This window comes from Bacillus cereus group sp. BfR-BA-01379, from assembly GCF_022663605.1.
GTDB classification, from domain to species: Bacteria; Bacillota; Bacilli; order Bacillales; family Bacillaceae_G; genus Bacillus_A; species Bacillus_A mobilis.
This window is the reverse complement of record NZ_JAKUFT010000050.1, coordinates 13,982-36,755: the sequence shown is the minus strand read 5'-3', so window position 1 is coordinate 36,755 and position 22,774 is coordinate 13,982. Positions and strand designations below refer to the sequence as shown.

The following is a 22,774-nucleotide window of genomic DNA, read 5'->3' as shown; positions in this document are numbered from 1 at the left end:
AGGCCCCTCTGCACCTGTTGCTCCTGTTATTCCTTGAACTCCTTGTATTCCTTGTGCACCTTGCATTCCAGCTACACCAATTACACCTTGAGAACCTTGCGCTCCCCTTACACCTTGAGGACCAGTGGGACCAGTTATACCTTGTAATCCTTGCACTCCTATTAGACCAGTTCCCCCTGTTACACCCCGCGCACCAGTTACACCCGTTGGACCTGTTGGCCCCCCAGGTGGACCGGGCGGTCCAGATGGACCAGTCACTCCACTAGATGGACCAATTGGACCGGTTGTTCCCGTCGGAGCCCCCCGAGGGCCTTCTGGTCCTTGCATACCAATACTTCCAGTTGCTCCTGTTATACCACGTGCTCCTTTTGCTCCTTGAAAACCTATGGATCCGTTTATTCCTTGTATACCTTGAACACCTTGTGGACCTTGAGGACCTATTACACCTGTTATCCCCTTTATTCCGCTTATCCCTTGAGGTCCTTGTATTCCAGTAGAACCAGTTGGACCTATTACACCTTGTATTCCTTGATCACCTTGGTGCCCTTGCTCTCCAGTAATTCCTTGGATGCCTTGTGGACCTTCTTCTCCTTGTAGACCTGTCGTTCCGTCCTCTCCTTGGATTCCTTGTGCTCCTTGGGGACCTTGTGGGCCCGTTACACCTAATATCCCGGTTACACCTATTTCTCCCTGCATTCCTTGTGGGCCCGTTTGTCCTTGTTCTCCAATTTCCCCTTGTATCCCCGGGGGCCCTTGTAGACCTTGACTACCAGCAGGGCCTGTAATTCCTTGTATACCTTCTACTCCTTGTAATCCTATATCACCAACTGGACCTTGCTCTCCCATTAATCCTTGAGGACCTTGTAAGCCAACCGAACCAGTAATTCCTTGCTCTCCGGTATCACCAATGGCCCCTTGTATTCCTTGAGCTCCTATTGTCCCTCGTGGACCTTGTATTCCCTCGATACCTTGAGGGCCTTGTGGACCAGTTGCTCCTGTAGGTCCAGTAATTCCCGGAGGCCCGACCGGACCTTCATGCCCTCCAGTTGGACCAGTTGGGCCACTATCACCTGTAGGGCCAGTTGCTCCTATAAGTGGAAGAGGCAGTGCCACTCCAAATTTTTTGCACTTTCTATGATGACGCACAACAATCCCCCTCCCAAAAATAATTACACCTTTTATATGAAATGCATTTGTATATAAAAAGTACACACCTGACCTCATTTTTTAAAAATAAAGAAGCCTATCATTTCAATTATTTGAAATGATAGGCTTCTTTTTATAAAACACTTTACTTTCTCGCCTTAATAATAAAGGTAGTCGGCACCATTCTAGCTTTATATAATGAATAATATTTCGTAGACGGCTCAGCCCGTTCTCCACCAAACGAGGTCGATGGTTCAGGTTCTTCTATTCTCTCAATGGTAAACCCCGCTCTATTTAACTCATTTATGTATGTACTTATTTTTCTCTTATATAATGTCGCTTGTACATTTTCTCCTTTAAATGTTTCAAACGTAATAGGAGTTTCCTTATGATAAGAAGACTTAAAAGCAATTTCTTCTGTACCATACTGTAAATTTGAATATACTGGGTGCTCCCAACTAAAAATAAAACTTCCTCCTGGCTTTACATATGAATAAATTAGCTCCAACGTTTTTCTTAAATTAGAAGTCCAACCTAATGCGTAAATGGAGTATACAATATCAAAATACCCTTTCGGAATATCACCTTCTTCTTCCATTGCTCCGCATATTAACTTTGGATTCCAACACTTTAACGTTTCATTCGCTGTTTTAATTTGTTCACTTGAAAGATCAAGACCCCATACTTCCTCTGCCCCATGTTCTGCCATATATTGCAACGAATGCCCACTTCCACATCCAATATCAAGAACCTTTTTATTTCTAATTGAATCAAACAAATGAATCTCATCTTCAGACGCTGTATACGGGCCATATTTCGGTAAACAATCTACTTGAAAAAAATATGGTGCCACTGTATCCCAACACTTTTTATTTAAAGCTAACATTTGTGTATCTTTCATATTCTACATTCCCCCATCCCATTTTCTTCCCCTACTATAAATTACACATCATAACCCGATCTCCCTTTTCTCTTCTCCCAGTAATTTTTCACTTTCACAATCGTCCCGCACACTCTTCCTCCTTCCACGCAATCATTATTTGGAATCAAAAAGCGACCTATAATAAAAAGATTCGACCATCATATGTGACAGTCGAATCTTTTCACTCTCCATATTCAAGATGATTATGTCTTTTACAACCAAATAAATAGCAACCCCCTAAATGATAAGTTTCAAATTCTAACTCTGGAACATATCCAGAGTTGATACGTGCTATCATTGCTTTATAACAATTATTCTCTTCTGTATATTCCTCAATTAACTCTTTCTTATCTTCTTCTGTCCAGTTTTCTTCTACTTCTTCATTTTTAACATCTTCTATTTCTGCTGTTTTCGCTTCGATAGATTCCCGTATCACTTCATTTATACGCGTGAAATTATTAGCTTTATATAGAGCATAAACAAATCTACCAATCCAATCGGGGCTTTTCCAAACTTCTTTGTATCCCTTTTCAAAGCATTGAATGGCTTCTTTATAGCACTTCAACTCAACGTATAAATCTGCTACATTAATTTCTCCTACAAAATCATCAGATTTCCTGTTAAAAGCATCTAACTTCTCTTTCGCTTCTGTCGTTCGTCCTAAATCAATTAAACATTTTACATAGATATACATGATATAGTCCGAATCCCCTGCAACTCGCAAGAAAAATTCCGAAGCTTTTTCAAACTCTCCAAGGTTATAATGTGCTACAGCTACATTGTGAAATGCTTCATCCGATGGTTGAATCGAAATAGACTTTTGTAATACTTCTTTCGCTTCTTCCCATCTTTCTTGTTTTATGTAAATGTCCCCTAAAATGTTATAAGGAAAGTATGAGGAAGGATTCAACTTAATAACTTCTCTTATTAATTCAAGAGCTTTATCATCATCCTCTTCCTCATAAAAATACATCCAAGCAAGATTATTGAGAGATTGTACACCTCTAGATTCATGTACTGCTCGTTGAAACAGTTCCATTGCTTCCTCACATTTATTTTGTTCAAACGTTTCAATTGCCTTCTCGTTAATGTTCAAATAACTACCTCCGAAGTAAATAATTTCATCTATTCCATATTATTTTATAATGTAAAAATTGTAATTTCTATAAAAAAAGAAGTGCGCTTCGTATTACACTCTTTCCTCTGTATAAATTTACAAATTATAGTACAATTAAAAAGAGTGCTAACTAAGCATTACATAAGAAACTAGCAATCAAGCAATGCCACAATCAAAAATCACTTTAAAAAAATTTAGTTCTATAGGTATTTCATTATAAATGTAACAAACGAAAATATACTTTTAACAGAGGAGAAATGTAAGGGGTGTTAACATGAAAAAACAATGGATTTCTTGGTGGATTGGTAACCTATTTTGGATTATCATTTTTGGAATATGGGCCGCTATTATATGGCTACGAGATGTTGATGGTGCTGGCGTTACTCAAACACCTGAACTTAAATCCATATCACTTATCGTTTTATTAATCGCTTTTATCATACCTGTATTTATTCAAGTTATATGGCTAATCATTAATTTGAGAATGAGTAGAAAAAATAATTATACGATTTAGTTTTTCAATTAACAGCTACATTTTTTTAATAAAAAAGAGAGGAATCTATGTCAAATAGATTCCTCTCTTTTACATATGGGCTTATACTGCACTTTTAATGCAGCACTACTCCCTCGTCTTTACGATGCATGATGATCTTTCTTCTTCATTAACGCTCTCTTCTTCATTGCCTTCGTTAAATATCCGCCTTTAAATGAGCGAATTTCATAAGAAGACATAAACGCTTTCGGTGCAATTTCGTTAATAATTTCTAACAGTTCTTTTTCTCTAGAACGCTTTGCAACGATATCTAAGCGATAGCGGATTGAATTAATACCTTCACCTTCAAATACTGTAACGCCAAATCCAGAGTGACGTAATTCATCTACTAATTCATTACAACGGTCTAGTAAACTAACTTGATACGTAATATAACCAATTGCTAATTTATTCTCTATATAACCGCCTAATAATAGTCCTGTACTAAAGCCAATGACATAGGCAACGATGTTCATCCAATTTGATAAATCTTGAAACACAATACCTAAACTGACAATGTAAATAGCCCCTTCTAACAATCCAACACCAGCAGCGGATCTTGTTTGATTCTTTACAAGCAAAATCGTACGGATTGTCAAAATTGGAACGTAAATAATTTGAAGCACAAAAATAAGTAACGCTTGTAACATTGGTATCCACCTCTTTCAAAAAGTCTTTTGTCATAATAACATACATAACCTTTAGAAATCGATGGCTTTTTAAATTTTTTTACAATATTTTTCATACTATTGAAAAACGTAAAAAAGAAGCGTATTATATTTGTCGTAAATTTGATTCCTTTCATTAGCTCGCTTTAAACACAAAAAGGAACCTCATTAGGCCCCTTTTATCATAGCTCTATGTTTTTCGAAGCATGTTCCCTTTGCTTCTCTTCCTCTTTCACTAACTGCATATTCGCATAGGCTAAATTTGCAATCATTAAAAAGTGACCACCTAAAATGCCTGTACCGAATGCCCACATTTCCATTTCATGCTCAATTTCATACATGATAATAGCTCCTAAAATGGCTGCTGCAAATCGGTTTAAAACTCCTAACCCAGAAGCCTTTTCTTTCATTACGATACTTTTTCCGAGTTTCTCCACTCTACGAGCTAATAACCAAAGACAATATGCACTTACAGCTAATCCGATACCAAACCCTGTTACTTGTTTTCCAAACGGAGTAATCGTCCACATAAGTAGTAAACCACTAAAGATCGCATACAATTGTAATCGATATACACGTAAGGCTGCTTGAATCAAAATATCCGCTCCTAATTTCGCATTTTTTACTTTAGAAGAAAAGCAGCAACTTACACAGTTGCTGCTTTCTCTTCTTCTTGCTCTTGTTCCATCTTACGAATTTCCACACGTTTAATTTGGTAAGCATCTTTTTCTAACACTTTAAATTCATAACCTTCCGCCTCAACATGTTGTCCTTCTTCAATTTCATGATTTTGCATCATAATCCAGCCACCGATTGTATCCACATCGTCTTCTTCAATGTGTAATCCAAACAAATCTTTTACTTCTGAAATAAGCACTTTTCCATCAACGATTTTATGGTGCTCATTCACATGCTGAATTGGTGGTGCTTCATCTTCATCATATTCGTCACGAATTTCGCCGACGATTTCCTCCAAGATGTCCTCAAGCGTTACAATCCCTGCTGTTCCTCCGTACTCATCATATAAAACAGCCATCGGAATTCGCTTCTTCTGCATTTGAAGTAATAAATCGTGAATTGGAGTCGTTTCCATCACTTCAATAATCGGACGCATATACGAGCGAATAGATGATAAATCTTTTTGATCCTCGGTCATATATCGAATAAAGAAATCTTTTACATTGACCATCCCGATAATATCATCTTTATCTTCTCCAAAAATCGGATAACGTGTGTATCGCTCATTTTGGATTACTTTCATGTGTTCTTCTACTGAATCTTCCAGGTAGAAACCAACGATTTCTGTTCGCGGTACCATAATCTCTTTTGCAATACGATTATCAAATTCAAAAATGTTATTTACATACTTGTATTCAGCCTGATTAATTTCGCCACTTTCATAACTCTCTGAAAGGATAAGACGTAATTCTTCTTCTGTATGAGCTACTTCATGTTCTGAAGCTGGTTTTAAACCGAACAAGCCAGTTACAACACGAGCTGAACCGTTTAATACCCAAATAAATGGATACATGATCTTATAGAACATCATTAACGGTGTTGCCAATAACAACGTTACTTTTTCAGCCTTTTGAATTGCCATTGTTTTCGGAGCTAATTCCCCTACTACAACGTGTAAATACGTCATTAACATAAAAGCAAGACCAAATGTTAATACTGATGAAACAGAAGGATTTAAGTTCCATTTCTCAAATAACGGGTGTAGTAACTTTTCAATTGTCGGTTCACCTAACCAACCTAATCCCATAGCTGTAACTGTAATACCTAATTGACAAGCAGATAAATATTCATCTAAATTTGTTGTTACTTTTTTCGCTGCTAAAGCACCGCGTTTTCCTTCCGCAACAAGCTGATCGATACGACTTGAACGTACCTTTACAATCGCAAACTCTGCTGCTACGAAAAATCCAGTAAATGCGATTAAAATCGCAACCATGACTAAATTAAATATTTCCAATGAATCCCCCTAGTTTAAAAAACTAAGGTGTCCACCTCCTGTATACTATAATGTTTTCTTATTTGTTCATTAGAAAACATAGCCCGATACAAAAATTAAAGAGGTCGGATTTCACTTTTTTCTATAATAATAGAGCAAGTGTCTGTATTAAAGCTGTCGTTTGACCAGATAAAGATTTCGATATTTTTTCACGTTGTGAATCAGTCAATCCATCTAAAAGCGGCTTTAACTCCGTTAACTCTGCTTCTAATCGATGAATATGGTCTGTCACTTCATTCACTTGTTTCGAAACGTGTTCATTGATACCGAGCAGCTTCTTCTTCTCCTCGATTTTCTCTTTAATCTCACAAAGCGGCATATGCATTTCTTTGCACTTCTCAATAAATTGTAATGTCTCAAATGCTGTTTCATCGTAATAGCGATAATTAGATTGAGATCGCTCCGCTTTTAAGATTCCTAGATTCGTATAATAATCAATCGTTCGTTTCGACACGTGAGCCATGAGAGCCAACTGTCCGATTCGATACACCTTCCCAACGATCTTCCCCCCTTGTTTATATTACTACCATCATACAATACATAAACTGTACAGTCAAACGTGACGGTTTCTTTTTCACAATTTATACAAAATGTATCGTCTCACCTTATACGATCTATTCTATTAAATTAACTATATAATAAAATACCGAAATTCAATAAACTAAAACGAACAGAATGTAACCATGATATTTCCCGTTCCTTTCTAATTTTAAGTACATATCATAACAACATCGATATCAAATTCTTTTTTATAAGTAGGAGGAAAAAATGAAAGCTGTTATTCTTGCAGGTGGATACGGGACTCGGATTGGAGAAGAAACACATTTAAAACCAAAACCTATGATTGAAATTGGAACAAAGCCTATTTTATGGCACATTATGAGTTTGTATAGTCATTACGGCATTACTGAGTTTATTATTTGCTTAGGCTATAAAGGATATGCAATTAAAGAATTTTTTCTAAATTACAACTTACACATGTCAGATTTCACAATACATTTAAGCGACAATACAATTACTAGCCATTCTCATCGTATTGAACCGTGGAAAGTTACACTGATTGATACCGGTCTAAATACTGAAACGGGTGGACGGGTTAAAAAAATACAACATTACATCGGGAACGAACCTTTCTGCCTTACTTATGGTGATGGATTAAGCAATGTAAATATAAAAGAACTCATTGCATTTCATAAAAAACAAGGAAAAACAGCTACTGTTACAGCCGTACAACCTCCTGGTAGATTCGGTTCTCTCATCTTAGATAAACAGTCTGTCACATCTTTTCAAGAGAAACCACTCGGAGATGGTGGATGGGTTAACGGTGGATTTTTCGTTTTAAATCCTGATGTTTTCAATTACATTAATGGAGATAAGTCAGTTTTTGAAACAGACACTTTAGTTCAGTTAGTAAACAAAAACGAATTAGCCGCATATCAGCATACTGGTTTTTGGCATCCGATGGATACATTGCGCGATAAAAATAAATTAGTCGAGCTATGGGAAAATCATAACGCTCCATGGAAGGTTTGGTAATATGGCTTCATCATCTTTTTGGAATAAGAAAAAAGTATTTATTACAGGACATACGGGCTTTAAAGGCTCATGGTTCACCCTCTTTTTAACTTCATTAGGTGCAGAAGTAATCGGCTACTCTTCTCATCCTCCATCCATCCCTAACCTTTTTGAACAAGGTAACGTAGCAAAAGAGTGCACATCCATTAATGGCGACATTACAGATTTCGATTCTTTATTCCGGGCCCTAAAGCAACATAACCCAGACATACTTTTTCATTTAGCAGCCCAGCCGATTGTCACCATTTCATACAAAAATCCTATCGAAACATTTAAAACGAATGTTTTAGGTACTGTTCACGTATTAGAAGCCGCAAAACATATAGAAAGTATACGTAGTATCATTAATGTTACAAGTGATAAATGCTATGAAAATGATGGGAGCGGCAACCAGGCATTCGTGGAAAGTGACCGGTTAGGTGGTTTCGACCCTTATAGTGCTAGTAAAGCGTGTGCTGAACTAGTTGCAACATCCTATCAAAAATCATTCTTCCACACTCATACTCAGAAACTTGCCTCAGTAAGAGCAGGTAACGTTATCGGCGGTGGTGATTGGGCAGAAGACCGATTATTCCCAGATGTCATTCGTGCATATTTACAAGATGGTACATTAAACATTAGAAACAAACACGCTATTCGCCCGTGGCAACACGTATTAGATCCTTTACATGGCTATACCCTTTTAGCTGAAAAACTTTGGCAAGACGCTGAATATGCAGCAGCGTGGAATTTCGGTCCGATAAATGAACCTAACAGAACCGTTCATGATGTCATTCAGTCTATAATGCAATTATGGAATCGACCACTAAAAATACTTTCTCCTCATACAAACACTCCTTATGAATCCCCTATCTTAACACTCGACAGTACAAAAGCAGTAAATAAGCTCGCTTGGACACCTAAGTTATCAACAGACCATTCTATCGCGTGGACTGTTGCTTGGTACAAAAAATATGCATCTGGTGAAAATATGGAATCTTTCACGCGACAACAAATCGATGCATTCAAAAATTTATAAGGAGGCTATAAAATGGAACAAAAAAAATGCCGTTTTTGCCACTCATTACTAACAAATACTTTTTTAGATTTAGGAGTTTCCCCTCTGGCTAACTCATTTGTAGCTCCTAAAAATTCATATAAGATGGAACCATTTTATCCGCTACACACATTTGTTTGTCACTCTTGTTTGCTTGTACAATTAGATGAATTTGAATCTCCGCACAGTATTTTTCATGACTATCTATACTTCAGTTCTTACTCATCAAGCTGGCTACTACACGCTAAGCAATACGTAGAAATGGCAATTAAGCGTTTTAACTTAACAAACCATTCGAAAGTAATTGAAATCGCGAGTAACGATGGATACTTATTACAATACTTTCAAAAAGAAAATATCGAGACGTTAGGAATTGAGCCAGCAAAAAATGTAGCAGAAATCGCTATCCAAAAAGGAATCCCTACTGAAGTAAATTTTTTCAGCAATGACTTAGCAAAAAAATTACCGCAAGCAGATTTAATCGTCGCAAATAACGTATTGGCACACGTTCCGAACTTACATGATTTTGTCGCCGGTTTAAAAACGTTATTAAAACAAGATGGCACGATAACAATTGAATTCCCACACTTATTAAATCTCATATCATGTAAACAGTTTGATACGATCTACCATGAGCATTTCTCCTATTTCTCACTTATAAGTCTTCAAAAAGTTTTAGCTCATCATCATTTACAAATTGTCGATGTAGAAGAACTTGCAACGCACGGTGGTTCATTGCGTATTTTTATAAACCATCATCATGACTCATCCACTATCCATTCCAATGTTACAAATTTAATCCAAAAAGAAGTAGATCACGGGCTAGATACATTAGATTGCTATCTCCTTTTCTCTAAACACATCGAACAATTGAAAATAAATATTTTAAAATTTTTTATCGAAGCAAAAGCTTTAAACAAACAAATTATCGGCTACGGTGCTCCTGCTAAAGGAAACACCCTTTTAAATTATTGCGGGATAGGGAAAGAGTTTCTAGCTTATACAGTAGATAAAAACCCTCACAAACAAAATCTCCTTCTACCAGGCACCCGCATTCCAATAAAATCTCCAGAAGAAATTAAGCGCACAAAACCTGATTATATCCTCATCCTCCCTTGGAATTTAAAAGATGAAATTATGAAAGAATGCTCTTTCATTCTTGAATGGGGCGGCAAATTTTTAGTAACGATACCAGAAGTTGAGGTAATTGAGTCATGAAAAAAGTCCTTGTAACAGGCGGTAGTGGATGGATTGGTAAATATGTTGTAAATTCTCTTATACAAAAGGGATATGAAGTGCACGCCACTTACAATTCAAATAAACCTTCTCACCTTTCTTGTCATTGGCATAAAGTAAACTTACTTTGCGATGAAGAAGTAAAAAAACTCATTTACGACATGAAGCCTAGTCATCTCATTCATTTAGCTTGGGAGGCAGTGCCTCCAGCGTGTTATGTATCTATTCATAATTACTATTGGCTTACATCCAGTATCTCATTAATTCAACACTTCACGACATGCGGCGGAGAGCGAGTTGTTGTTGCAGGTACTGGCGCAGAATATGAATGGTTTAACGGCGTACTATTTGAAGATTCACCGCTTCTTTCCTATAAAACCCCGTATTCATTATGTAAAAACGCACTACACTCCTGGCTACAATCATACGCTGAGCAAAACGACCTCAGCATGTGTTGGGGCCGCATCTTTCATATGTATGGCCCTCACGAACAAGGTAATCGGCTCGTTTCTAACATTATCACTTCCTTATTAAAAAATGAGGAAGCACTATGTACACACGGAAAACAATCAAGAGATTTCCTCCATGTGAGCGACGTCGCTGATGCTCTCGTAACAGTATTAGAATATGGCGTTACAGGCACAATCAATATCGCTTCTGGTCAATCTGTACAAATTAAAAAATTAGCTTCTATCATTGCTAAAAAGATAGGAAAAGAACATTTAATGAAACTAGGGGCAATCCCTTTCTCTACAGATGAACCTTTATTTGTCGGCGTTAATGTAGAGCGTTTAAAAAATGAAGTAAACTGGAAACCAACATACGATCTAAATACTGGAATCGAAGAAACAATTTTATGGTGGGAATCATTTATAAAAAAGCATAACGATACGCATCACTAAAACGTAAATCCTTCGTCCCTCTTGCTAAACCCTTATACCATTCTTCTAATTTTTCAGGTGTAATAATATGATGCGTTCCCATTCCCCCTTGTTTACTAGCTTCGGAAAGAGTCGGACCAATTTGTAATTTCCTCTTTCTCATCGCATCGTTCCAAGGGCTGAAACCGAACCATGCAATACATGCAAGTGGCGGATAAACCATAGATTCATGTGCAGATAAATGTCTTCCAACCGTATAACTTCCATGCTCATGATTATGAATAAATCTACCTCTTCTCCATAACGCCCAATCTTCTGGTAAATAACCGTGAAATCGCTGTTTCATTAAAGGTATTCCAAAGTTAAGGTCCGGATAATTATAGTTAAGGTCATCGACCATAATAAGCCCTTCCAGCCAATACATCCTCCCTCCCAATTCATTCAGTGATTTCCAAAACTGATTTTTATCTTGCACACAAAGAAACTCGGTCGTATTTAAAATCATTTTCCATCCTTTTACTTCTTGTTCCACCCTCATTACTTCATTATCTGTCGCTAGCGCATCAAATTCTGGATTTGTAGAATCTCGTACCTCCCAGTGCGGCGCGAACTTTTTACAAATTTCAACCGAACGATCAGTTGAACCTTTATTAATTAAAATACCATGATCAAACAGTTTCGTATGATGAGCAAGCCACCACGGCAATAAATACTCTTCGTTATAAAAATGAGAAATAACGGTTGTAGTTATAACAATCTCCTCCTCTTTCTCTATTAATCTACTTTTTTATCCTACTCTTACTATACTTATCAGTTATGTAATTGGTTTCTTTTATTTTAAAAATATGTTTTTCTACCATATACTATGCTTTCTTAGACAACCACCATTTCCATTTTCTAAAGAAACACCGACAATAAACTGAAAATTAAGTTATAATATCATTATAAAATTATGAAGGAGGAATGCACTCATGTACTACAACACTTCATTCGAAAACGATCAACCTGTAGGCCGTCTATAAACTAAGGCGGGCATTCAAATAACACGTACACTATGCCTCGTCTTAGGGAACTCATAATACCCTAAAAATAGACGGAGGTACTTTACATGAAACAAACAATTTTAGGAGCTATATGTTTATCACTAGCAGCAAGTATATGGGGCGGTATGTATGTTGTTAGCAAATATGTACTCGACTTTATCCCACCATTGACACTCGTTTGGCTACGCTTTATCATTGCTTTTGTTGTTTTATATGCAATTTTGAAAATAGCTGAGAAAAAGCAAAAGAAAGAAGTAACCATTCACAAAAAAGATTGGCTATTATTCGCTTGGATTGGATTTATCGGCTATTTCATTTCGATTACTTGTCAATTTATCGGAACAAAATTATCCGACGCTCATACAGGCTCGTTAGTAACATCAGCTACACCTGCATTTATGGTTATATTTGCAGCGATTATTTTAAAAGAAAAACTAACCGCTCGCAGACTGCTATCTACTATAATAGCGACAATCGGTGTCATTATCGTCATTGGATGGGATATTGAAATTGGCTCCTATTTTATCGGTACAATCATATTAGTCGGGGCCGCAATTACATGGGCTTTACTATCCATTTATGTGAAAATTGCTTCAGCTCAATTTTCATCTTTAATTATTACAACGTACGCCATATTCTTTTCACTCTTTTTCATTACACCTTTTATGATATGGGAACTACAATCAACCTCTATCGAAACAGTAAATACGTACGTAATATTAGGCGTAGTTTACTTAGGAGTCGTCTCAACAGCAGGTGCCTTTTTCCTTTGGAATAAAGGATTAGAATTAATGGACGCAAGCATCGGATCATTATTTTTCTTCTTCCAACCTATCGTCGGATCATTGCTTGGTTGGCTGCTCTTAAATGAGACATTAAATAGTAACTTTTTTATCGGTGGTATTCTTATTGTATGTAGTGTTTTCATTACTACTTTTGAAAAGAAATGAAAAAACAGGCAGAGATTTTTAATCTCTGCCTGTTCGTATAATTGGGTCTTGATCATGAAAACCAATACAAACTGGTATATTACTTTGTACATTACTACATGCACTTATAAAATTACATACCGTTCTGGCAATTAAATATACAGTTATCCCAATTGCCTTTTCATTTGTATCAAAACCATTTTTAGCATACACATCTGCTAATTGTATAGACTTCGGTCCCTCAACATCATATGTCCATTCAGAAGCCCAATCATCATCCTCTTCTTCAAGTGGAACATACTCCTCACAAATATAAAACTGGCTATTCCACTCGTGATCAAGATCATACTCAAAATAAATCGCTTTTGCTTCTTCATTAGTAGCCATTTCTACAGCTGCATCCAAACCTACTCGCATACTTTCCTTATATGACTCTAAATTAATTGCTTTAATTCGTTCTGCATATTTTGCAGATGCTAACATGCTACAAATTTCAAAATACTTCAATTCTATTCTCTCTATTGATAACGAAAATATATCTTCTTGCATTTCTTCTAAATATTGAAACATATCCAAGCTATTTCACTCCACATTCTTTACGCACTCCAATGCGATGGACGGGACAACATTTTCGGTAATTTCGTATGTGTATCCCCTTTCGCCGCGTTAATTTGAACTTGCGTCAGAAAAATACTATTTGTAAAATCCGCCCCGCGAATATCTGCATCTCGCAAATCTGCTCCAATAAGATCTGCTCCCCTTAAATTTGCTCCATTTAAGTTAGCCGCAATTAAGTATGCTCCTCTTAAATTCGCTCCTTGCAAATCTTTCTTCTTTAAATTTGCCCCCATAAGGTCTGCCCCGCGGTGACTCATTCGTTTCTTATTCATTGCATTCATTTCCTTCCAAACGAGCTCACTCGTTTCTAAAAGTAACACATTTACTTCTGCACGGTGTAACGGAATATTTACTTTCATTAACTCGTCCGCATTTAAATTTGAAAGACGCTCCGTCTCTTCAATTGCTTTACTTAGTTCTTTATGAATCGGTTGTGTCGCCTGTAAAAAAATAGCCTCATTCAAATACCAAAGCATTTCATGAAGCTGATGCATAATCGGGAAAGCATCATACATTTTTCTCGCATGCTTAGCATCTTTCTGCCAATCAATCCCGTTAAATGTGACTTGCGAAATCTTCTGCCCAGCACCGAAACACTCAAATACTGTACAACCTTTATAACCTTCTTCTCTAAGATTTTTATGTATGCTACATTTATAATCTGACTGCAAATTAGAACATGGTTTCCCACCATCTTTATTCACCGCAAAATCTATCGATGCTGCGAATGGTAATGCTACACAACATAAACCGAAACATTTTTCGCAGTTTGCTTTTAAATGATCATTATGATTAGTCAAAATATATACCCCCTGTTGTCTTTTGACTATTTCATAATATTCCAACTGCATGAAATAATCAATTTTAAAATAAAAGAGCCTCTTTCATTTCAAATCATAACTTTATCATCTAATTTCCTTTCAATTGAAAAAGACAGTTTCTATCAAATGAATTATAATTAAATTACAAATATTCAAATTAAAAGGAGACTTACTATGGCACTCGAAATGAAAACAAACTGTCAAATTTGCGATCAATCTCTCGAACCAACTTCAGAAGCTTACATTTGCGTATATGAATGTACATTTTGTGCACCATGTACAGAAGAGAGACAAAACGTTTGCCCAAACTGCGGCGGCGAATTAGTTCGTAGACCTAAGAAAAAACAGTAAAAAAAGCAAAGCGATATCGCTTTGCTTTTTTTACTGTTTTTTGGGATTTGAAATTATATCAACGATTTTTCAAATATATCGAACAGAATTTCAACTCAAATCAAATGTTCAAAAACTTCACACAAACAGGCTCTGGTACAATAACATCAGATTCTAACAGAGTTAACTCCCCTGTCGTTTCATTTCTTGAAAATAGCACAAGATTATGTGACTTTTCATTTGTAGCAATAAGAAACTTTTCAGTCGGGTCTAATACAAAGTCCCTCGGCCAATTTCCTTCTGTAGATGTATGTGCAACAAATGTAAGCTCACCTGAATTTTGATCCACACTGAAAACAGCAATACTATTATGGCCGCGGTTCGCTGCATATACAAAACGGCCGTCAGAAGAAATATGAATCGCACTTCCTTGACTATTGTCATCAAATTCTTTCGGAACAGTAGAAATATACTGCAACTCTGTAAAGGACCCTTCTTCCGGATGATACGTTAACACAATAACTTCCGAACTAAGTTCAGTCATGACATAAGCGTGCTTTCCGTTCGGATGAAAAGCAATATGTCTAGGACCACTTCCTGGGTTCACAGACAAGCTATTTACTTCTTTTAACTTACTATCTTTTATTTCATACGTAAGTATTTTATCAATTCCTAAATCAACACCCACCACATATTTTTCATCTGGCGTATATCCCGCGTAATGTGCATGTGGTTTCTCTTGTCTTTCTTTGTTCGGACCTGAACCTTTATGCGTCATAATAGATGAAGCAGCATGTACAGTTCCATTTTCCTCATTTACTACAAAAGACTCAATCGTTCCTTTATGGTAATTTGCTGTAACTACCGTACCGTTTTCACTATCCACACTAATATGACAAGGAGAAGCGCCTTCTACTACTTGTCTGTTTTGTTCCGTTAACTCTCCAGTATGACCATTAATTGAATAAGCTGCTACACCACCAGCTTCTCCGTCTTTAACAACAGAATAGAGATATTTATTATTTTTGCTAATCGTTACATATGTAGGGTTATCCACCTTAGCCGCAAGCGTTACATTACTAATTTTATTTGCTTTCGTGTCTAAAATAAATTTATATATTCCTTCACTTTTTTCTTTCGTGTACGTTCCAACATATCCAATAAACTCTTTGTTATCCGCCATTTTCATAACCCTCTCCCTATAGTTTCTGTTCATCATATTTTTTACAGAAAAACCTTAAACTATTTTTTGAAAGAACATCTAAAAAAACTTGAGTATCTATTTATAAGTTACCATATTTTCCTGCCAAATAGCCTCTAAATCCACTTTTTCTGAAAAGCAGCTATACTCTCATATTCTTCTTCCAGATGACGGGCCAAACGAATATAGATCGGTGTTAATTCTTTATATTTCTCCACACTTTCCATGTTTGGCTCATGATAAGAGTTGGCACCTACCATTTCAGAAACTACGTGTAATGAGCCTACTTCACCTAAACTATATAAACCGAGGATTGCCGCTCCTAGGCAAGAGCTTTCGAAACTTTCCGGAACGTATACGTCTTGATGAAAAATATCTGCCATCATCTGTCTCCAAAGTTCTGACCTTGCAAAACCACCTGTCGCTTGAATTTTTTTCGGTTCGCCAATTAATTCTTTTAACGAAAGAAGAACTGTATACAAGTTATAAATGATTCCTTCTAAAACAGCACGGATAAGATGCTCCTTCTTATGGTGTAGTCCAAGCCCAAAGAAAGATCCCCGCGCATTCGCATTCCATAAAGGAGCTCTTTCTCCTGCTAAATATGGATGAAACAATAAACCATCCGATCCAGGATTCACTTTCGCTGCTATTTCCGTAAGCACTTCATATGGATCTTTCCCTAAACGTTTACCATGCTCAACTTCTAACGTACATAATTGGTCGCGAACCCACCTAAAAATCATACCACCATTATTAACTGGTCCACCAATTACCCATAGGTCCTCAGTTAACGCATAACAAAAAGTCCTACCCTTCGGATCCGTTACTGGCTGATTCGTCACAACTCGCACTGCACCGCTCGTACCAATTGTAATAGCAACTACTCCAGGTTCTATTGCATTTACACCTAAATTCGATAGTACCCCATCACTCGCACCGACTATAAAAGGAGTAGTAACACGTACATTCATCTCTCTTGCAAGTTCTTCATTTATCCCGATTAAACTGTGCGTCGTTGGAACAACGGTAGATAGCTTTTCCTCTGTAATTCCTGCAATACGCAAGGCTTCTTCATCCCATTTTAAAGATTTCAAATTGAACATTCCTGTCGCTGATGCAATAGAATGATCAATTACATATTCCTTAAATAACTTATAGAAAACATACTCTTTAATAGAGATGAATTTATAGCTTTTTGCAAATAACTCAGCATGTTCATTTTTAAGCCAAACTAATTTTGAAAGTGGTGACATAGTGTGGATTGGTGTTCCGGTACGAAGGTAAATTTCATGACCATTCATATCATTCTTTATTTTTTCTGCCCAGCTTGCGCTTCTATTATCTGCCCAAGTAATACATCTCGTTAACGGCTTCCCTACTTCGTCTACAGCAATGACACTATGCATGGCCGAACTAAAAGAAACACAAAGAATATCAACTGGCTGCACATTACTTGATTGTATAGTTTCCTTAATCGTATGTATGACCGCTTGAAAAATCTCTTCTGGATCTTGTTCCGCTGTTTCTGGTGCGGGAGAATATAAAGGATATTCAATCCCATGACTTGCAATAACAGATCCATCAACCGAAAACAAAACTGCTTTTGTACTAGTTGTTCCAATATCTACACCAATCATATATTTCGAACTCACTATGTAACCCCTTTCAAATTATTCCGATAACAAAAAAGACACTTCATTATGAGAGCTACGTTTTCATAAACTTCACTCTCATAATGGGGCCTTTTTATAACCATTGTGCTGTTTTGAAACTGCATGGTGTCTTTTCATATTGCTGCTTTCACGTAATAAGGTACCAAACTCGGGATTTATTTTACAGGATGAAGTTACATAAAGATTAGTCCTCTCGTAAAAAAGCAATTTGTGAAAGCTTTACTTCCTTATAACTTAGGCGCTTTCGCCCAATCCGCAGCGAACTTTTCTATACCTTGATCTGTTAATGGGTGCATAGCAAGTTGTTCAATTACTTTATAAGGAATTGTTGCAATGTGAGCACCTGCCATCGCTACACGAGTGACATGATCTGGGTGTCTAACAGAAGCCGCAATAATTTGTGTATCTAATAGATGAACATCGAATAATTCAGCAATTTTAGCAACTAATAATACGCCATCTTCAGAAATATCATCTAAGCGTCCTAAAAATGGAGAAACGTACGTTGCACCTGCTCGAGCAGCTAATAGAGCTTGGTTCACAGTGAAAATAAGTGTAACGTTCGTTTTCACACCTTTTTCAGTAAGGTAGCGACAAGCTTCTAATCCTGCTAGTGTCATCGGAAGTTTTATTGTAACTTTTTCATCGCCACCGTTAATTTTAATCAGTTCTTCTGCTTGAGCAATCATCTCTTCGGCTGTAACAGCATCTGGCGTTACTTCTGCCGAAACAGATTCAACGTTAGGTACTGCCTGACAAATTTCTGCAATACGGTCTTCAAACTTAATGCCTTCTTTTGCTACTAAAGACGGATTCGTTGTAACACCAGCTAAAACACCTAGTTTATATGCTTTTTTTATGTCCTCAAGATTTGCAGTATCAATAAAAAACTTCATGTTTTATTCCCTCCATTTTTTAAACGTTAACGAGTTATACTTGTAAAATGTTTATTTCTTTTCTACTGCATGTCCACCAAATTCATTGCGCAGTGCTGCTACAACTTTTCCTGTAAACGTATCATTGTCTAATGAGCGGTAGCGCATTAATAAAGACATTGCGATAACAGGAGTTGCTGTTTGAAGGTCTAATGCCGTTTCTACTGTCCATTTCCCTTCACCAGAAGAATGCATAACGCCCTTAATTTCATCCAGTTTTGCATCTTTAGAAAATGCATTTTCAGTCAATTCCATTAACCATGAGCGAATAACTGAACCGTTGTTCCATACTCTTGATACTTTTTCATAATCGTAGTCAAATTCACTTTTCTCTAGAATTTCAAATCCTTCACCGATAGCGGCCATCATACCGTATTCAATTCCGTTATGAACCATTTTTAAGAAGTGACCACTACCAGCTTTTCCTGCATATAAGAATCCATTTTCTACAGCTGTATCACGGAAAATAGGTTCAACGATATCCCAAGCTTCTTGATCTCCTCCGATCATGTAACAAGCACCATTACGAGCGCCTTCCATTCCGCCAGAAGTTCCTGCATCCATAAAGTGAATACCATCTTTCTTTAATTGCTCATATCGGCGAATAGATTCTTTATAATGCGAATTACCAGCTTCAATTAAAATATCTCCTTTTGATAAAAGCGGTGTAATCTCATTAATAACAGAATCAACAACAGCATGCGGAACCATTACCCAAAGAATTCTTGGTGATTCCAATGATTGAACAAGTTCGCTTAAACTAGATGTACCTGTAGCACCGTACTCTTTCATTTCTTCCACTGCACTCGTATTTAAATCAAATGCTGCTACTTCATGTTGATGATCCATTAAATTCTTCCCTAAATTTAATCCCATTTTTCCTAAACCAATTAATCCTACTCTCATAATATAATTCCTCCTTGAATTACCTTTCATCATAAATACACATTAATACAATGATGAATATCTTTTTGTCATATTGCTTTACTTGTAAGAATGTACTTATTTTTTCAATTCCTCATCTAGCCACCATTTAAACTCACTCTCTTGTAATAGAGCATTCGCAGTATCTGGACCATACGAACCCGACTTATATTCATGAAGTGGTAACAAGTTTTCCTCGAATGCTTCAAGTATCGGCTGTATCCATTCCCATGACAATTCAACTTCTCTCCAGTGTGCAAAGAATGTAGAATCTCCGCATATAGCATCATAGATAAGTCTTTCATAAGCTTCAGGTATTCCCACTCCTGTTTGCTCACATGTAAAATGGATACGGATCGGTTCAAGCTCTCCATTGTTCAATGGATTTTTACTATTTAATTGGAGTGAAACATTTTCATTTGGGCTAATTTCAATGATTAACAAATTAGGCTCCGCATTTGGATTACTATCTTGATATTGCTGTTTTAATGTATTTTTAAATTCAATTACAATACGAGTAGATTTTTCTTTCATTCTTTTTCCTGTTCGTATATAAAAAGGAACGCCAGTCCAAAATGGGTTATCAATCCATAGGCGCGCCGCAACAAATGTGTCTGTTTGAGAAGAAGGATTTACTCCTGGCTCCTCTCTATACGCTGCAACTTGTTGGCCCTTTATCTCCCCTGAAGCATATTGCCCGCGAATGATATGGTTCTGAACGTCTTCTTTTTTCACTTTACGAAGAGTCTCCATTACCTTTCGTTTTTCCTCACGAATTTCACATGCATTTATCTTTTCCGGCAAATTCATTGCAGTCATCATTAATATTTGCAACATATGATTTTGAACCATATCGCGAATGGCCCCTGCATGATCATAATATCCTGCCCTTTCTTCTACCCCAACCGTTTCACTCGCTGTTATTTGTACATTCGCAATATGTTCTTTATTCCAAAGCGATTGGAGAACAGGGTTTGCAAATTCAAGTGCTTCAATGTTTTGAATCATCGGTTTACCTAAATAATGATCAATACGGTATATTTCGTCTTCTTCAAACGTTCGGCTAAGCTTATCATTCAGCTCTCTGGCAGATGGAAGATCATGACCAAACGGTTTCTCAATCATTAGACGCTTCCAGCCATCCGTTTTATCCAGTCCACTTTCCTTAATATTTAAAGCAATAGTCTCAAAGAAGTCAGGAGTAACTGAAAGGTAGAACATCCTATTCCCTTGAATATTTTGTTCTTTTTCCCTTTCAACAACTACTTGTAATAATCTTTTATAGTCTTCCGGCTTATTCACATCTAACGGACAATAACGAAAGTACGCTAAAAAATCTTCTATATTCGGAGTACCTTCTTCCTTGCGACGAGAAAACGTTTCTATGGATTCTTTCACTCTTTTTTGAAAATCTAAATGAGATACTTCACGTCTTCCAAGCCCAATAACAGAGATTTGCTTTGGAAGCTTTTGATCTCTATATAAATTATATAGCGCGGGGTAAATTTTTCTTTTAGCTAAATCCCCTGTTGCTCCAAATAAAACAAAGGTCATTGATTCCAATTTCAGTCCCCCTCGTGATGTATAGTCATTGTTACCATAGTAAAAATGCATTGTACAGAAGCTGCCATTATGGTTGATCCACTCTTGCTTCTTAACTTTTAATTTTTTATATTTGTCGCTTTCTAATTGTCCCCAATATTAATAGTGGCAATTCAAAGCATTTTTACCACATACTACTTACCTACTTTAACTTATATAAAATAACTTAATTACTTTTAGTAATTTAATTATGTTATATCCACCATATTAACTACATAGATTATTCTCGTCAAGAAAATTGTCTCGAATTAAAGATTTTCCATTCCGTAACACCTTATTAGAAATATGTTCATGAATTGCATAATAAAAAGGCAAAACCGAACATATTCTTGTTCGATTTTGCCTTTTTACTATTGCTTCAAATGATTTTTAACTGCCCTTATAACTAATTCATGATCCTCTTCTGGTGGTAATCCTGAAACTGTTATCATGCCAATAACCCCTACATCTTTTATTTGGACCGGAAAACATCCACCAAACGCAGCATAATCCGACCTATCTAAAAGATACTTTTCATTATATGGAACGCCCGTTATTTCACTTTGTATTTGCATATAATACGAGCTATGATTATGCAAAGAAACAACTCGTTTTTTACGCTCAATCCATTGCGTATTTTCCGCAGTTGTCCCTGTCATCTTGAAATGAAATAGTTGTACACCATTTTTCGCTATATCAACAGCAATCAATTTCCCTTCTTGCCTCGCCGTTTCAACGATAAATAAACCTATTTGCAGTGCATCTTCATTTGTAAAAGAGGAAAATTGAAGTGTTTCCTCCTCTATTAAAATTTGTTTACTGATTTCATTCAAATTTGAAGTACTCATATGTTTATCCCCCTTACTCAACTTTATGCGACTCTATCGTAAGACCTTTCCATATAACTAATACTGTAAAGCGTACTCTTTTCTTCCTGGTACTATTATGAATTATATTTAACTCATTAAAAATGTATGTCCTCTAGTACTAAACATTTCGTATAGAAGTTTTCTTCCCGCTACTACTTACAAGCATAAAAAAACCAGTTACTTAAGCAACCGGTTCGCTAACAATTTTATATGGGATATTCATTCAACCAAAGGAATGCTTGTTCATAATCATCAAAAAATTTTACTGATTCTTTTGTATTAGATTGTTGTAAATAATTCAGTATCTCCCCTTCTTCAAGAAGAAAAGCAATTGCCTTACTGTGTTTCAAAATTGTTTCATTGAAAAACTTATCTTTCCATGCTTTTTGAACAGAAAAATGATCTGGCGTATATCCTTTTCTATCCACCAACAATTTGTATTTCCGTCCCTCGGAAATAAATTGCTGACAAACTTGCTCGAAATTATTAAACCATTCATACACATCATCTGTTTTAATCTTGCCGATAAGACGGGTAACAATTATATCTGCCGAAACTGTTGTGCTAATATTCAGTTCATTCAACCTAGAATCATCTCCCTTAGCTACAATTATGCGGAAATATCTCATAAAATCAATACATTTAAAATGTAATGCTTTAAAGCAACCTTATTTACGAAAAGAGGCTGTGTAGAAGATGATCTTTTGTCACTCATTAAAA

General features: G+C 36.4%; 22 protein-coding genes and 3 pseudogenes. 7 read left to right on the top strand and 18 right to left on the bottom strand.

Annotated elements, in window-relative coordinates; genetic code table 11:
- From MR113_RS18415 to MR113_RS18400, 4 genes and pseudogenes are all read right to left on the bottom strand, one after another.
- Positions 1-1,146 (bottom strand): annotated as a pseudogene (locus MR113_RS18415) (collagen-like protein); the annotation flags it as partial.
- Positions 1,147-1,291: 145 nt separating this feature from the next.
- Positions 1,292-2,047, bottom strand: coding sequence for a class I SAM-dependent methyltransferase (locus tag MR113_RS18410; RefSeq protein WP_242256039.1), 756 nt, complete (start codon positions 2,045-2,047; stop codon positions 1,292-1,294).
- A 41-nt stretch (positions 2,048-2,088) separates the two neighbouring features.
- Positions 2,089-2,172 (bottom strand): annotated as a pseudogene (locus tag MR113_RS18405) (CGNR zinc finger domain-containing protein); the annotation flags it as partial.
- 77 nt (positions 2,173-2,249) lie between these two features.
- A complete protein-coding gene (locus MR113_RS18400; RefSeq protein WP_242256037.1) occupies positions 2,250-3,164 on the bottom strand; it encodes a tetratricopeptide repeat protein in 915 nt (304 codons plus the stop codon).
- Positions 3,165-3,459: 295 nt separating this feature from the next.
- Here MR113_RS18400 and MR113_RS18395 point away from each other — a divergent pair, with 295 nt between their 5' ends.
- Complete coding sequence (locus MR113_RS18395; protein ID WP_242256035.1) at positions 3,460-3,699, top strand: DUF3923 family protein; 240 nt, start codon at positions 3,460-3,462, stop codon at positions 3,697-3,699.
- A 119-nt stretch (positions 3,700-3,818) separates the two neighbouring features.
- Here the strand turns inward: MR113_RS18395 and MR113_RS18390 are convergent, their stop codons facing one another.
- The 4 genes from MR113_RS18390 to MR113_RS18375 form a co-directional block, all read right to left on the bottom strand.
- Complete coding sequence (locus MR113_RS18390; RefSeq protein WP_002172712.1) at positions 3,819-4,367, bottom strand: DUF2179 domain-containing protein; 549 nt, start codon at positions 4,365-4,367, stop codon at positions 3,819-3,821.
- Positions 4,368-4,567: 200 nt separating this feature from the next.
- Positions 4,568-4,981, bottom strand: a complete 414-nt coding sequence (locus MR113_RS18385) for an ATP synthase subunit I (protein ID WP_242256033.1) — start codon at positions 4,979-4,981, stop codon at positions 4,568-4,570.
- 50 nt (positions 4,982-5,031) lie between these two features.
- A complete protein-coding gene (locus tag MR113_RS18380; protein WP_088029478.1) occupies positions 5,032-6,360 on the bottom strand; it encodes a hemolysin family protein in 1,329 nt (442 codons plus the stop codon).
- Between the two features lie 121 nt (positions 6,361-6,481).
- A complete protein-coding gene (locus tag MR113_RS18375; protein ID WP_000285637.1) occupies positions 6,482-6,889 on the bottom strand; it encodes a MerR family transcriptional regulator in 408 nt (135 codons plus the stop codon).
- A gap of 278 nt (positions 6,890-7,167) precedes the next feature.
- Between MR113_RS18375 and rfbF the strand changes: the two genes are divergently transcribed.
- Genes rfbF through MR113_RS18355 form a run of 4 tightly spaced genes read left to right on the top strand, consistent with a single transcriptional unit; the run spans position 7,168 to position 11,148 of the window.
- Positions 7,168-7,935, top strand: a complete 768-nt coding sequence (gene rfbF, locus MR113_RS18370; RefSeq protein WP_242256031.1) for a glucose-1-phosphate cytidylyltransferase — start codon at positions 7,168-7,170, stop codon at positions 7,933-7,935.
- Position 7,936: 1 nt separating this feature from the next.
- On the top strand, positions 7,937-8,992 hold the full coding sequence (gene rfbG, locus MR113_RS18365; protein ID WP_242256029.1) for a CDP-glucose 4,6-dehydratase: 1,056 nt from the start codon (positions 7,937-7,939) through the stop codon (positions 8,990-8,992).
- Positions 8,993-9,004: 12 nt separating this feature from the next.
- Positions 9,005-10,228 (top strand): class I SAM-dependent methyltransferase, encoded by a 1,224-nt coding sequence (locus tag MR113_RS18360; RefSeq protein WP_242256027.1) that lies wholly within the window; start codon positions 9,005-9,007, stop codon positions 10,226-10,228.
- Complete coding sequence (locus tag MR113_RS18355; RefSeq protein WP_242256025.1) at positions 10,225-11,148, top strand: NAD-dependent epimerase/dehydratase family protein; 924 nt, start codon at positions 10,225-10,227, stop codon at positions 11,146-11,148. The genes MR113_RS18360 and MR113_RS18355 overlap by 4 nt, the downstream gene beginning before the upstream one ends.
- Here MR113_RS18355 and MR113_RS18350 read toward each other — a convergent pair.
- On the bottom strand, positions 11,117-11,902 hold the full coding sequence (locus tag MR113_RS18350; protein ID WP_242256049.1) for a glycosyltransferase family 2 protein: 786 nt from the start codon (positions 11,900-11,902) through the stop codon (positions 11,117-11,119). The two genes, MR113_RS18355 and MR113_RS18350, sit on opposite strands and share 32 nt — an antisense overlap.
- Positions 11,903-12,235: 333 nt before the next feature.
- On the opposite strand from MR113_RS18350, the gene MR113_RS18345 reads away from it, so the two are divergent.
- Entirely contained in the window at positions 12,236-13,120 is an 885-nt protein-coding gene (locus MR113_RS18345) for a DMT family transporter (protein ID WP_242256023.1), read from the top strand.
- A gap of 18 nt (positions 13,121-13,138) precedes the next feature.
- On the opposite strand, the gene MR113_RS18340 is transcribed toward MR113_RS18345, so the two are convergent.
- Positions 13,139-13,675 (bottom strand): hypothetical protein, encoded by a 537-nt coding sequence (locus MR113_RS18340; protein WP_242256021.1) that lies wholly within the window; start codon positions 13,673-13,675, stop codon positions 13,139-13,141.
- Positions 13,676-13,695: 20 nt separating this feature from the next.
- Positions 13,696-14,517 (bottom strand): pentapeptide repeat-containing protein, encoded by an 822-nt coding sequence (locus tag MR113_RS18335; RefSeq protein WP_242256019.1) that lies wholly within the window; start codon positions 14,515-14,517, stop codon positions 13,696-13,698.
- A 195-nt stretch (positions 14,518-14,712) separates the two neighbouring features.
- On the opposite strand from MR113_RS18335, the gene MR113_RS18330 reads away from it, so the two are divergent.
- Complete coding sequence (locus tag MR113_RS18330; RefSeq protein ID WP_242256016.1) at positions 14,713-14,889, top strand: DUF1272 domain-containing protein; 177 nt, start codon at positions 14,713-14,715, stop codon at positions 14,887-14,889.
- A 100-nt stretch (positions 14,890-14,989) separates the two neighbouring features.
- On the opposite strand, the gene MR113_RS18325 is transcribed toward MR113_RS18330, so the two are convergent.
- The 7 genes and pseudogenes from MR113_RS18325 to MR113_RS18295 all read right to left on the bottom strand — a co-directional run bounded on the left by MR113_RS18325 (position 14,990) and on the right by MR113_RS18295 (position 22,769).
- On the bottom strand, positions 14,990-16,057 hold the full coding sequence (locus MR113_RS18325; protein WP_242256014.1) for a lactonase family protein: 1,068 nt from the start codon (positions 16,055-16,057) through the stop codon (positions 14,990-14,992).
- 128 nt (positions 16,058-16,185) lie between these two features.
- Complete coding sequence (gene gntK, locus MR113_RS18320; RefSeq protein ID WP_242256047.1) at positions 16,186-17,727, bottom strand: gluconokinase; 1,542 nt, start codon at positions 17,725-17,727, stop codon at positions 16,186-16,188.
- Positions 17,728-17,972: 245 nt separating this feature from the next.
- Positions 17,973-18,641 carry a fructose-6-phosphate aldolase gene (gene fsa / locus MR113_RS18315; RefSeq protein WP_000667684.1) on the bottom strand — a complete coding sequence of 223 codons (669 nt, stop codon included), beginning with the start codon at positions 18,639-18,641 and terminating at the stop codon, positions 17,973-17,975.
- 51 nt (positions 18,642-18,692) lie between these two features.
- Positions 18,693-19,586, bottom strand: a complete 894-nt coding sequence (gene gnd, locus MR113_RS18310; protein WP_242256012.1) for a phosphogluconate dehydrogenase (NAD(+)-dependent, decarboxylating) — start codon at positions 19,584-19,586, stop codon at positions 18,693-18,695.
- 96 nt (positions 19,587-19,682) lie between these two features.
- Positions 19,683-21,167, bottom strand: coding sequence for a glucose-6-phosphate dehydrogenase (gene zwf, locus MR113_RS18305; RefSeq protein WP_242256010.1), 1,485 nt, complete (start codon positions 21,165-21,167; stop codon positions 19,683-19,685).
- A gap of 389 nt (positions 21,168-21,556) precedes the next feature.
- Positions 21,557-22,033, bottom strand: a complete 477-nt coding sequence (locus tag MR113_RS18300) for a heme-degrading domain-containing protein (RefSeq protein WP_061678964.1) — start codon at positions 22,031-22,033, stop codon at positions 21,557-21,559.
- 227 nt (positions 22,034-22,260) lie between these two features.
- A pseudogene (locus MR113_RS18295) lies at positions 22,261-22,769 on the bottom strand (SpoIIAA family protein).
- Between the last annotated feature and the right edge of the window lie 5 nt (positions 22,770-22,774).